Origin of the sequence: Acidisphaera sp. L21 (assembly GCF_009765685.1) — a bacterium.
Classification (GTDB): domain Bacteria; phylum Pseudomonadota; class Alphaproteobacteria; order Acetobacterales; family Acetobacteraceae; genus LMUY01.
Window position 1 is genome coordinate 88494 of record NZ_LMUY01000045.1, and the last position, 11660, is coordinate 100153.

Here is an 11660-nt window from a genome sequence, read left to right on the forward strand (position 1 = left end):
GGCGCTAGATGGCCACGATTGCTAGTAGCGCGGTGCCCTCGGGGGGACCGGCAGGGTCTGGCGCTGCACCGGTGGGTAGCTGTTGGGCCGGGTGGACGGTGCCGACATCGGCGTGGCCTGGACGGGCGAGACTGGCTCGGCGCTGGCGATCGGGATAGCGTTGGATGCGACCGGCGTGCCGGCGGTGACGCTTGCGCCGTAGCGGCCCAACACTTCGCGCAGCGGCGAGGCGCCGGGGTTGTTGGCGTCCATCGACAAGACGATCTGCTGCGCGGCCTCTTCCTTGCCGTAATAGGCGCGGTTCCACTCACTCTTGGTGGTCATGACGCTGCCGGACAGGGAAATGCCGGCGTAGAGTCCGCGGGACTTGGCGAAGCCGACGATGTCGGCGCCCACCGCGCCAGTGGTCGCACCCTCGACCCCGCCGCCCCACTTCACCAGCACGCCGCCGGCATCGGCACCGACCTTGAACTGGTCGTCCATGACGGCGCGGAGGCCTTTTTCGGTGAGGATCATCATCATGACCTCACTATCCTGCATGCCCGCCTGGAACCCGAAGGAGCCGGAGCCGAGGCCGTAGAACGCGGGGGAAGACCAGGAACCGCTGCCGTCGCGGGCCACCAGCACGCAATCGCCACCCTGGCCGCCGAATAGGAAACCGGCACGGAAGACCTGCGGGCAGATCATAACGGCGCGGGCACGGCGCAGAACGCTCTGCGCGTCCTTGCCGGTGGCTTCGTTGAGAAGATCCTGGGCGGCAAGCGTGGATCGATCGACCAGCGCCTGCTGCTCGGCTTGCGCGTGGGCAGCGAGGGGCGCCACAGCCACTGCGGCAGCAAACGCCATTGCCAGACCAGACCGGTACATGACGAAGATCCTCCCGTACGACTCGGGGCACTTATAGCGTCGCAATAGGAGGTTACAAAGGAAACCTCATCCCATTTGGTATTTTCTTTAGCTAATGTTGCGAATCCGCACATGCACTGGCATTTGCGGGCGTTCTCGTGCTCCTATCGGAACGAGATTTGAGGTGTGCGATGACGATCTGGCTGTTGCTGAAGGGCATGGGGTTCGGGCTGGCCGTGGCCGCGCCGGTGGGGCCAATGAGCCTGCTATTGATGCGCCGCACGCTGGTGCAGGGCTGGCGACCCGGCATCGCGACCGGTGCCGGGATCGCGATGGGAGACGGGCTGTATGCCTGCGTGGCGGTGCTCGGGCTGGCGGGGCTGTCGCGCTTCATGCTGGCGCACGAGCAGCCGCTGCACTTCGCCGCCGGGCTGTTCCTGCTGTATCTGGGGGTGCGCACGGTGTTTGCCCGGCCGTCCGATACGGCGGCGGACGCCCCGGTGGTGGGCGCCGGGCGGGCCTTTGCCAGCGCTGTGCTGCTGACGCTGACCAACCCGCCGACAATCATCATGTTTGCCGCCATCTTCGCCAGCATGGCACCCCCGGAAGGGTTCGCGGCGGGGAGTGCGGCGGCGACGGTGGGCGGCGTGCTCGCCGGGTCGATGGTGTGGTGGTGTGGCGTGGTGGCCGGGGTCAGCGCCGTGCGCCACGCGATCGGGCCACGCGCGCGGCGGTGGATCGATCGGGTGGCGGGGGCGGTGCTGGCGGTGTTCGGAGCGGTGGAAATCCGCCGCTCCGTCTAGGCTATTTGGGCGCGTCGACGGCTGGGGTTGCGGCGGGGGCGGCTTCGGTCGCGGCGACCGGATCCGGCTTCGGGGTCGAGGTATCGGCGGGCTTCGGGCGGTTCATCATGGCGCCGGTCATCGGGATGAAGAACACGCCGACGTCGCGCTTGGAGTGGACCTTGCCCTCGGCGTCCTTGGTGTAGACGTAGAGCACCTGGCCGCGCTTGAAGGGCTGGCCGATCGGGATGATCATGCGGCCACCGGGCTTCAACTGCTTGAACAGGTCCGGCGGGGTGTATTGGGCGGCGCAGGTGACGATGATGATGTCGAAACCTTCTTTCACCTCCGGCCATCCGAAATACCCGTCGCCAACGCGGCTTTCGATATTGTCGAAGCCCAGCGGCGCCCACAGTTTTGCCACGGCATGGCCCAGCGGCTCGATGATCTCGATCGAGTAGGAGCGCTTGACGATCCGCGAAAGCAGGGAGGATTGGAAGCCGCTGCCGGTGCCGATCTCGAGCGTGACGTCATGCGCGGTCGGCTTGCAGATCTGCGACATGTAGGCCTGGCCCAGATAGTCCGACAGGGCGGAGCCGTAGCCGAGCGCCCAGGGCTTCGGATCGGCCTCGTAGGCCTCACCGGACATGGCCCGGTGATCGGCGTAGTTGTAATGGTAGTATTCGCGCGGCAGCAGGTCGAACGCATGCATGACGGCCGGGTCGGCGCTGCCCAGGCGGTCCTTCAGGTAGGAGGCGATGCGGGCCATGGCGGCGGGCTTGCGCGCCTGGATGGCGTCGAATTGGGCCTGCGTCAGGTCGATCGGGCGGCCGGATTTGCGCATCGCTTCCATGAAAGCGTCCCGCGTCCAGCCCGGCGTGCCCGCGGCGAGCGCGCGCGGCACGAACGCGCCCGGCGCAATCGCGGTAGCGGCGGCGGCGCCCAAAACGGCGCGGCGGGTCAGGTGGGGGATGGCTGCCACTGCGGTATCTTCCGGAACGAGGGATAGGCTGCGAAACAAATAACATAGAGTAGCGCGGCTGCCAGTAATACCCAGCTCAGGCCGCCTTGTGTGGCCAAAAGGTTCGCGAGTGGCGTAGCTACAACACTGAAGGCGCCATTGACGGCCCAAGCGAAGGGCAACATCGGGCCGGATCCGGTTTTGGCCAGTCCCAGCGGGAACGGCATGCCGAGCGCGATCGAGACCGGCGCCACCGTCAGCACGACCAAGCCGGCGCGGACGAGCCAGGGCCAGTCCAGCGTGGCCAGCATCGCCGGCAGCAGCCCGGCATAGGCGGCGATGCACCAGATCACCGCGATGCCGGAGGCGATGGCGATGCCGCCCTGCCCCACCCGCTCGGCCAGCAGGCTGCCGAAGCCGGAGAAGACCAGCATCGCCGTGAGGACGAGGGCAAAGGCGGAGGTTCGGTCGTTGAGGAACAGGCTGGCGCGCTCGATCATCGCGATCTCGATGAACAGGAAGCCCAGGCCGAGGGCGGCGAAATAGACCACGGGGCGCACGATCGCACCGCCGGTGGCGCGCAGCTTCTTGCCGGCCAGCAATGGCACCAGCAGCACCAGCAGCGCGATCACGACCGCCTGCGCAAGCACTGCCAGGTTCACCAGTTGGCCGATCTCGGCCTGGGGCAGGATTTCCAGCCGCCGCAGGATGGTGCCGAGATGGGAAAGGCGCAGCACGTCGTAGTAGGCAGGGCGGTCCAGCGTGGCGGGGGCGAGGGAGAACGCGGCCTCCGACACGGTGGGCTCACCGCGCAGGACCTGGCCGGCCTCGTCGGCGATCGCGTCCTCCGACCCGGCGCCCGAGGTGACAGCGCCGTCGTCGAAGGAGACGGCGGGCAGGTCGTTGTAGATGGCCTCGCGCGCCGCGGCGACGTCCATGCCGGGGTAGTAGGAGACGTCGAACGAGCGTTGGTCGGCCCATTTGCGCATGGTGGCGATGCGGGCGTCGCTCCATGGCTCGAGCGACAGCAGGATGCGGACGTTCCAGGCGGAGCGGTAGATCACGACGTGCTTGGCCGGGTCGGCGACGCCGGCGGCCAGCAAGGCCTGGCGGGCGGTGGATAGGACGCGCAGGGCGTAGACCGGGAATTCGCGGATCGAGACGGGGATGGAGACGATGCCGCCCTCGGCGAGGGCCAGCAGGTCGGCGGTGAACGCCTCGGCGGTGAAGGCGGTGCTGTTCGCCTCCCCGGCGTCCAGGAAGTCGGCGGAGACGTCGACCAGGTCGTAGCCGGTGCCGGCGCGGGCGGCGGCGAGCGGGCTTTCGGGCGATAGGCGCACGCGCGGGTCGGCAGCCAGGGGGAGCGAACCGCCCAGGCCGTAGCGCAGCGAGCCCAACACGATCGGATCCGGCTCCAGCGCGGTGACCTCGCGGGCGCCGAGCGCCAGGGCCTCTGCGGCGCGGAAGCCGCCGGATGAACCGGCGAGCAGCACGCGGGGATGCGGGTGCATCACGTAGGGCAGTGCGGCCAGGGTGGCGGGGGCGTAGCCGACATCCAGCAGGCCGGGCTTCGGCAGCGAGGCGATGCGGTTGCCGTCGCGATACAGGCCGTAGGTCTGGGGCGGACCCGGGACGTTCAGCAGGCCGAGGTCGTTGGAGACGTCGGTGTCCACCCGCTCGGTAAAGTCATCGAGCAGGACATAAAGGCCGCGGGGGGATTTCACCTGCGCCAGGACGCGGCTGTTGGGGACGTGGAGCGGGGCGTAGATGGCCTTGAAGTCGTTATAGGCAGCCTGGCTGCCCGTCAGCAGGCCGAGTTCGCAGATTGCCAGGGCGGCAAGGCCCGCGATCCCGGCGATGCGGGCCGGGCCGAACCAGGTGGCGAGGGCCAGCGGTATGAGCAGGACGGGCACCAGCAGGAAGGGGTGCACGATGAACATCAGGCCCAGCACCAGCGCGGCCCCTGCCCCGGCGCCCAGCAGGTCGGCGCCGTAGACGCGGGCGACGCGGTCGTCGTTCAGCACGAAGCACAGGCTGATATAGATGCCGGTGAGGAAGAAGAACGGCAGCAGCACCGCGTAGTAGAGCGCGATGTTCCAGATCTGCGGCCCGTAGGTGGCGGCGTTTTGCAGTTGCAGCGGGTTGAACGGGTTGGCGGTGACGCCCCAGAACCCGGAAGCGGCCGTGACCACTAGCGCCACCGGCAGCCAGGAGAGCAGGAACTTGGCATGGCGCAGCGCGGTTTCGCGGGCCAACGCCATGGCCACGCCGCTGAAGGCGAACCCCACCATGACGATGGAGATCACCCAGTAGCCATACTCCGACCATTTCGCGACGGCGAAATAGCGGGTGAGCGCGGTTTCGAAGCCAACGGCCGCCCCCGACACCAGGAATAGCGGCAGCAGGCGGGCACGGATCATTGGTGGAGCACTGCCGTTCGGAGGAAGTCGAGTAATTCTGTGTTGAACCGGTTGCCGTCGTCGATGAACAGGGCGTGGCCGGAATCCGAGTAGACGTCGGTCCGCACGTTGGTGTGCCGCGCCTGCAAATTCTCGGCCTGGGCGGCCAGGCGTGGGGTGACGATGTAGAGGATCGGCTTGCGGACGGTGTAGATCGCGTCGCGCCAATAGGTGCGCGGCACCGGGTAGGACAGCAGGGAAGCGGCCGCGTTGGGCGGAGTGCGCAGTGCCGTCTCGGTCAGTTGGTCCAGGTAGGTCTCATCCTGCGGGCGGTGGAACATGCTACGGACGAAGCGCGCCATCGTCGCCTCCCGCCCGACGCGGGGCGGGCGGGGGCCGGGCGGGCGCGGGTGGTAGACGGGGGCGGGGTCCTCACCCACGGAATTGTCGAGCAGCACCAGGCCGAGCAGTTTGCCGTCCCCGGCCTCGTGCACGTAGGCCAGGCTGTCCAGCACGCCGAGCGACCAGCCGACCAGGACGACTTGGCGATTGCCCAGAGCCTTGATGAGGTCGGCGATGTCGGCGCCACGGCGGTATGGCTCGTATCCGGTGGCGGGGATGTCGCTGTCGCCCTGGCCACGCGGGTCGAACGCGATGACGTGGTAGTCGCGGGAGAAGGCGTCGATCTGGCGTTGGAAGATCCAGGCCGGCATGGTCCAACCCGGCACGAAGACCAGGGTGGGGGCGAAATTTGGCCCTGCCTCGATATAATGTAGGCGCACGCCGTCACTGGTGGCGAAATACCGGTCCGCCGCGCCGGCTGCGCGGGGCAGCAGGAGTGAGGCCAGAATCAAAAGAGTGTACGCTGCCCGCATGGCGCGTTATGGCCGGCCAACCCGCATGGCTGTCAACAAATCTCACCGCGCAGGCTATGTCGATGCCGGAAGGAGTGGCTGAATGGACGAATCATCGAGCTCGAATCGCGGCGCAATCGTGGCGCTGATCTTGGTGGTAGTGCTGGTGGCGGGGGGATGGTGGCTGATGCAGCACATCCGCGCCGATTCGAAGATCCAGGACTGCGTCATGTCCGGACGCACCAATTGCGCCCCGATCGTGGCGCCCGCCCGGCCGGGCTAATGCCCGAGTGCGGCCGGTTCGGCGGGTTCGCTGGCGGGGGTTGAGCGGAGCTGGGTGTTCTCCAGGCCGAGTGCGACCACCAGGCCGACCAGCGAGAGGACCAACAAAGCCTCGAACGAGAAGCGAAAGCCGGATTGTAGGGCGCTGACGCCTGCCGCCTGCGCCGCAGAGCCCAGTTGGGCGAGCACGCCGCCGGGCTTGACGGCGCCCAGATCGCCGGCGCCCTGGCCGAAGCCGGAGGCGGCGAGTTGGACGGAGTAGACCCCGGTGAGCAGCGCGCCGACCAGGGTGCTGCCGAAGGCGCCGCCCATCGAGCGCAGGAACAGCATCGCCCCGGTGGCGGTGCCGACATCCCGACGTTCGGACGAGTTCTGTACCATGACCAGCGTGTTGGGCATGCAGATCCCGAGCCCCACGCCGAGCAGGCCCATGATCGCCATCACCAGGATCACCGGCGTGGTTTGCCCGACCATCGCCATGCCGGCGAACCCGGCGCAACTGCCGGCAATCCCCAGCACGATCAGCAGTTTCGTGCGGCCCAACCAGCGGGCCAACTGGCCGCCGGTGAAGGCGCCGATAACGTTGAAAACCAGGAACGGCATAACCAGGAAGCCGGAGGCGGATGCGTCCACCCCGCGCACCAATTGGAAGAACAGCGGCAGCAGGAAGGTTGTGCCCAACAAGCCGGTCGCGGTGATAAAGGACAGCAGGACTCCGCGGCTGAAGACGGCGCTGCGAAACAGCCGGGGCGGCAGGATCGCGTCCGGCACGCGCTTTTCGTGCCAGATGAGGCCGCAGAACAGCGCCACCGACGCCAGCGCCATTCCGAAGATGGTCGGCGACAGCCAGGGATATTCCGAGCCGCCCCAGCTGAGTACCAGCAGGATGCAGGTGACGCCGGCGGTGAGCAGGGCGGCGCCGATATAGTCGATCTTGCCGCGCAGATTGCGCACCGGCAGCAGCTTGAGCGCGCGGTTGCAGAGCCACATCGCGGCGAGGCCCAGCGGCACGTTGATCCAGAACACGAAGGTCCAGGACAGCGTGTCCGTCACCCAGCCGCCGACCACCGGGCCACCGACGGAGGCGACGCCCCACATGCCGGCCATGTAGCCCTGATAGCGCCCACGTTCGCGCGGGGAGACGACGTCGGCGATGGCGGCCTGCGCCATCGCCATGAGGCCGGCGCCGCCGAGACCCTGCAGGCCGCGGAAGATGATGAGTTGCGGCAGCGTCTGGGCCAGCGCGCAGAGCACGGAGGCAACGATGAACAGCGCCAGCGCTGGCAGCAGCAATGCCCGGCGGCCATACATGTCCGATAGCTTGCCGTAGATCGGGGTGGCCGCGGTCGAGGTTAGCAGATAGGCCGACACAATCCAGGACAGGTGGCCGAATGCGTTCAACTGCGTGGCGATGGCTGGTACGGCTGGGATCACCACCGTCTGGTCCAGTGCCGCCAGCAGGATGCAGAGCATGATCCCGGTGATGACCTTGATGATCTGCTGGTGCGAGTAGACGGGCATCGCCGGAGCGGAAGCCTGGGCCGGTGGGGCTGCAGCGTGCGTCGAAGACATGAGCGAGCCTTACTCCCCAATGATGGGCACGTCAGCCCTCGACTTGCGGCGATGCAACATTCGTGCGGGGACGGCCCCAGCGCAGAAGTGGTTGTTCCACCAGGAGATGCAGGGCGATGGCGACCAGGGCGCATACCACCATCGTGGAAATCAGATAGGCGGGGATGGCGATGCTGGTGGGCAGCATCAGGTGGGCAAAGACCACGCGCATCGCCCGCATCGGGAATGGATGCACCAAGTAGAAGGCGTAGGAGGCGTCGCCGAGCAGGATCAGCCAGGCGGGGAGGCTGCGCCACGACAGAGCACAGAACACCAGCAGCGCCGCCGGGATACCGCGGGCAAGCACACGGTGGCCGGCGCCGAACAGAATGGCGAGGGCAAGGGCGGCGACCAGGGCGGCCAGGCCGGGCCAGCCGGCGCGCCAGCCCTGCCGCGCCGCGGTGGCGACGACGACGCCGAATGCGAATTCCAGCACAATGGGGTCGGTCCAGAACACCGCCGGGGCGGAGGCCAGTGGTAGGGCCTGGCCTGCGGCGGCAAGGGCGCCGATCGCGAGCAGGATCGCCGCCAATGCGATCGGCCGCCGCAGCACAAGGGCGCAGGCGACGATGGCGTAGAACAGCATCTCGTATTCCAGCGTCCAACCCAGTCGCAGGATCGGCTGCACCGCGCCGTCCAGCCGCCGCCATGGGATGAAGCCGAAGGAGGACGCGACGTAGCCCCAGCCGTCGCGCAGGCCGTCGCTCATGATGCCGGGGGCGGCGACCGCTACCAGCACCGTGGCTGCGCTGAGCAACCAGTAGAGCGGGACGATGCGCAACAGGCGGCGCCAGACGAAGGGGGCGATCGAGGCGGCGCGGCCGAAGGCGCCCCAGGACGCCCACACCATGACGAAGCCGGAGATGACGAAGAACAGGTCGACCCCGGCCTCCAGCGGGACCTGGTCGATCGCCGGGTAGGGCGACTGGCCCGGCATGCCTGCCAGCGACCCCGCCTCATCCGCGACATGGAGGAACGCGACGGCCAGGGCGGCGAGCGCGCGCAGGCCCTGGATGCCGTCGAAGCCGCGCGTCGGCGTGGGTGAGGTCAGGTGGGGATCCTTGGCCGAGGCGGCGCTAGGCGTCGTCGAACGGGCCGACGTTCTGCAGCGGGCGCCACACGTTTCGCTTGATGCCCATTGCCTCCAGCGTGTCGCCGAATTTCCAGAACATGGGGGAGCGACGGCGGCCGAGGGCGGGGATGGTCCAGAGGTCGAGGCCGGTCCAGGGCACGAAGGGGTTGCGCCTTCCGTAGGCCCAGATCTCTACCCGCTTGGTGGGGCGAACGCTGGGGCCGCGGGCGTGGAAGCCGTGCGTATCGGCCACGACCAGCGTGTTGGCGGGCACGGCGAGCTTGGTGGGAGGCGGCAGGCCGATGCTGGCGAGCTCGTCCGGGCGGACGCGGAATGAGCCGCGCCGCGTCAAGCGGTTTTCCTGCTGCGCCATGCCGAGGCTGACCGCCCGCTCCCACGCGCGTCGTTCCGGGGTAAACCGGTGGGAGCCGGCGACGTAGGTGAACGGGCCCTCGTCTTCCGGCACGTCGGTGAGGAACAGCCAGGCCTTCACGGTGGGGTGGAAGGTGTCGGCGTGCAGGTCGCACTGGGGGTCGTCCGGGCCGTCCTTCGAGTGGGTGAGGATGGTCTGGATGTAGTTCACCGGTTCGGTGTCGAAGCTGCCGGCGTAGCGTATCGGGCCGGTCCAGGCGGGCAGGTCGAGTAATTGGCGCAACGCGGGCAGGCGTTGCAGGGTCGCCGGGTCGAGTGCCACGCGCCGGGTGATGGCGTTGCCCTGCACGGTTTCGCGGGCATCGCCGCGATGGGACTGCACCTGCTGCAGCAGGGCGGCGAAATGGTCGGGCGGCAGGAAGTCGCGCTGCACGATGAAGCCATCATGGTCGAAGGTGGCGCGATCGGCGGGGGATAGCAGGCCGGCCAGGCGATCCCGGCGGAAGGCAGCCAGGCGATGGGCCAGGGCGACGCGGCCGGTATGCAGGCCGCGCTGGTTCAGTGCCTCACTGCCTATGAGCGGGTTGTCCATGAAGGACTTTGCGCCGGTTAGTAACTGGGCGGCCCATATCGGCATCATGGCGACCCGGCGGGCATCGGACGCAAATCGGTTCATGTTCCCAGTTTTCTGCGCAGGACGCGTCCGTGGCAAGCCGGCGTGGCGAGCCGAAGATCACGAAACGTAACAGGCCATGGTGTGCAGCCATTTGGATTTGTGGCGGGCGCCGGCTTGGGCCTATGGGATGCAGATCGCACAACGGGTTTTGCCGCCACTCTCCTATGCGCCGCGCCATCATCCATATCGGCCTGCCCCGCACCGGAACGACGTCGTTCCAGCGGGTGCTTTCGCACCTGCGCCCTGCCCTTGCCCACGCCGGCATTCTGTATCCAGATCTGACGCCGCGGTCGGCCACGGTGCCGCATCTGAGCCACCAGTATTTCGGCGAGGCACTGGATGGGCGGCGGAAGCGGCCGGAGATCGCGGAGTTGCTGGCCAGCCTGGCGGCGCAGGTGGCCGCGGCACAGCCCGACACGCTGATCCTGTCCTACGAGTCGTTGTGCCTGGTGCGGCCGCTGCTGGGTGTGCCGGCGTTGCTGCGGCGGTTCCTGACGCAGCTGGGTTTCGCGATGGAGGTGCTGGTCACCGTCAAGCCGCCGGGCGAGTATCTGAATTCACACTACACCTGGCGCACGCAGTTCCTGCTGGAGCCGCGGCCGTTCGCGGGGTTTGTCCGCGCCAATCTGGGCATGCGGCGGCTGGATCTGCCCGGCGTGCTGGCGCAATGGCGCCCGGCCTGTGACGATCGCATTCGCGCGGTCTCGACACGGGACCGCCGGTCGCACGAACCGATGGTCGAGCGGATTTTTGCCGAGTTGGGGCTGCTGCCGCGGGTGGCGGTGTTGCTGGATGCCGACATCGTTGCCGTTGCCGATAATCGCAGCCCTGGGCCGGTGGCGGTTGAAGTGGCGCGGCGGCTGCGGCGGTCCGGCGCGCATGTTTCGCTCGGGCGGCAAGCCCGGACGGCGACGTTCTTTACCGAGGAGCAGGCTCGGCTGCGGGGCGTGAACCTGGTGTCGTTCCGTGGGCTGGATGCAGGGTTGCGGGCGCAGGTGGACGAGCGGTGGGACCGGGCGAACCAGGCGTTTGCCCAGATGGTGTGGGGGCAGCCGTGGGAGGCTCGGGTGGTGGCGGAGCCGGAGCGGCCGGTGAACGAGATCGCACGGCTGGGGAGCGATGCTGGGTTGGAGGATGCGGTGAGCGAGATCGTGGCCGCGGCGTGCGCGAAGTTCGACATTCCCGCGGGCCGCAGCGCGGTCATTGCCATTCGGTCGGCGGCGGCGGGGTTGGGGGCGGAACTCGGCCGGGCGGTGAACTATGGCCGGGCGCTCGCCGGGGCGATCGGGCGGCCGATCGTGGCGGGCAAGCGGTAGCACGCGGCTGCGTTGCGTCGATGCAGGCGGGCGTGTAGTCGGGGCCGATGCGGCATCGCCATGAATGATAGCCCCCCCACCGGCGCCTTTGCGGCCAATGTGCTGGAATTCGCGCGGCTGCTGCGGCGGGCGGGGTTGCCGGTCGGGCCGGCGGATATGCTGGCGGCGATGGAGGCGGTGGGGCATACGGGCGTTACGTCCCGCGCGGATATGCACACGGCGCTGCGTGCGACGATGGTGCATCGGCACGAGCAGGCGGAGGTGTTCGACAGCGCGTTCGAACTGTTTTGGCGCGACCCGGCGGCCGGCCAGTTAGACGCTGCGCTGGCGCTGATGGGGGACCGGAACCCCGCCCCGGCCGCTCGCCAACCGCCCGGCAGTCGCCGCGTGGCGGAGGCGTTCAACGACCGCACAGATCGCGCCAAGGCGGAGGACAAGCACGAGCTGGACGCGACGCTGACCGTGAGTGAGACGGAGCGGCTGCAGACG

General features: G+C 68.4%; 10 protein-coding genes and 1 pseudogene. 4 read left to right on the forward strand and 7 right to left on the reverse strand.

Annotation, left to right across the window (positions count from 1 at the left end; translation table 11 throughout):
* Window positions 1-21 precede the first annotated feature (21 nt).
* The gene (locus GSQ76_RS10075; RefSeq protein WP_158743772.1) at window positions 22-867 is read right to left on the reverse strand and encodes a lipid-binding SYLF domain-containing protein; all 846 of its coding nucleotides are present in this window, start codon (window positions 865-867) and stop codon (window positions 22-24) included.
* A 170-nt stretch (window positions 868-1037) separates the two neighbouring features.
* Between GSQ76_RS10075 and GSQ76_RS10080 the strand changes: the two genes are divergently transcribed.
* On the forward strand, window positions 1038-1649 hold the full coding sequence (locus GSQ76_RS10080) for a LysE family translocator (protein WP_158743773.1): 612 nt from the start codon (window positions 1038-1040) through the stop codon (window positions 1647-1649).
* Window position 1650: 1 nt separating this feature from the next.
* On the opposite strand, the gene GSQ76_RS10085 is transcribed toward GSQ76_RS10080, so the two are convergent.
* The 3 genes from GSQ76_RS10085 to GSQ76_RS10095 are packed head-to-tail and all read right to left on the reverse strand — an operon-like array spanning window position 1651 to window position 5842.
* Window positions 1651-2610, reverse strand: a complete 960-nt coding sequence (locus GSQ76_RS10085; RefSeq protein ID WP_254070338.1) for a protein-L-isoaspartate O-methyltransferase — start codon at window positions 2608-2610, stop codon at window positions 1651-1653.
* The gene (locus tag GSQ76_RS10090; protein ID WP_158743774.1) at window positions 2589-5009 is read right to left on the reverse strand and encodes a hypothetical protein; all 2421 of its coding nucleotides are present in this window, start codon (window positions 5007-5009) and stop codon (window positions 2589-2591) included. The genes GSQ76_RS10085 and GSQ76_RS10090 overlap by 22 nt, the downstream gene beginning before the upstream one ends.
* On the reverse strand, window positions 5006-5842 hold the full coding sequence (locus GSQ76_RS10095) for an alpha/beta fold hydrolase (RefSeq protein WP_158743775.1): 837 nt from the start codon (window positions 5840-5842) through the stop codon (window positions 5006-5008). The genes GSQ76_RS10090 and GSQ76_RS10095 overlap by 4 nt, the downstream gene beginning before the upstream one ends.
* A 103-nt stretch (window positions 5843-5945) precedes the next feature.
* Between GSQ76_RS10095 and GSQ76_RS10100 the strand changes: the two genes are divergently transcribed.
* Window positions 5946-6125 (forward strand): hypothetical protein, encoded by a 180-nt coding sequence (locus GSQ76_RS10100; RefSeq protein ID WP_158743776.1) that lies wholly within the window; start codon window positions 5946-5948, stop codon window positions 6123-6125.
* Here the strand turns inward: GSQ76_RS10100 and GSQ76_RS10105 are convergent.
* Genes GSQ76_RS10105 through GSQ76_RS10115 form a run of 3 tightly spaced genes read right to left on the reverse strand, consistent with a single transcriptional unit; the run spans window position 6122 to window position 9855 of the window.
* Window positions 6122-7696 carry an MFS transporter gene (locus GSQ76_RS10105; RefSeq protein WP_254070339.1) on the reverse strand — a complete coding sequence of 525 codons (1575 nt, stop codon included), beginning with the start codon at window positions 7694-7696 and terminating at the stop codon, window positions 6122-6124. The two genes, GSQ76_RS10100 and GSQ76_RS10105, sit on opposite strands and share 4 nt — an antisense overlap.
* Before the next feature lie 31 nt (window positions 7697-7727).
* Window positions 7728-8786 (reverse strand): acyltransferase, encoded by a 1059-nt coding sequence (locus GSQ76_RS10110; protein WP_158743879.1) that lies wholly within the window; start codon window positions 8784-8786, stop codon window positions 7728-7730.
* Between the two features lie 25 nt (window positions 8787-8811).
* Window positions 8812-9855 carry a phytanoyl-CoA dioxygenase family protein gene (locus GSQ76_RS10115; RefSeq protein WP_158743777.1) on the reverse strand — a complete coding sequence of 348 codons (1044 nt, stop codon included), beginning with the start codon at window positions 9853-9855 and terminating at the stop codon, window positions 8812-8814.
* Between the two features lie 164 nt (window positions 9856-10019).
* Here GSQ76_RS10115 and GSQ76_RS10120 point away from each other — a divergent pair, with 164 nt between their 5' ends.
* Window positions 10020-11171 carry a hypothetical protein gene (locus GSQ76_RS10120; RefSeq protein ID WP_158743778.1) on the forward strand — a complete coding sequence of 384 codons (1152 nt, stop codon included), beginning with the start codon at window positions 10020-10022 and terminating at the stop codon, window positions 11169-11171.
* A gap of 60 nt (window positions 11172-11231) precedes the next feature.
* Window positions 11232-11660 (forward strand): annotated as a pseudogene (locus GSQ76_RS31735) (VWA domain-containing protein); the annotation flags it as partial.

What these genes read in the sequence shown, in the direction of transcription:
- GSQ76_RS10090 (WP_158743774.1), bottom strand. Translation starts at nt 5,009, where the DNA reads ATGATCCGTGCCCGCCTGCTGCCGCTATTCCTGGTGTCGGGGGCGGCC.
- GSQ76_RS10100 (WP_158743776.1), top strand. Translation starts at nt 5,946, where the DNA reads ATGGACGAATCATCGAGCTCGAATCGCGGCGCAATCGTGGCGCTGATC.
- GSQ76_RS10120 (WP_158743778.1), top strand. Translation starts at nt 10,020, where the DNA reads ATGCGCCGCGCCATCATCCATATCGGCCTGCCCCGCACCGGAACGACG.
- GSQ76_RS10080 (WP_158743773.1), top strand. Translation starts at nt 1,038, where the DNA reads ATGACGATCTGGCTGTTGCTGAAGGGCATGGGGTTCGGGCTGGCCGTG.
- GSQ76_RS10105 (WP_254070339.1), bottom strand. Translation starts at nt 7,696, where the DNA reads ATGTCTTCGACGCACGCTGCAGCCCCACCGGCCCAGGCTTCCGCTCCG.
- GSQ76_RS10115 (WP_158743777.1), bottom strand. Translation starts at nt 9,855, where the DNA reads ATGAACCGATTTGCGTCCGATGCCCGCCGGGTCGCCATGATGCCGATA.
- GSQ76_RS10075 (WP_158743772.1), bottom strand. Translation starts at nt 867, where the DNA reads ATGTACCGGTCTGGTCTGGCAATGGCGTTTGCTGCCGCAGTGGCTGTG.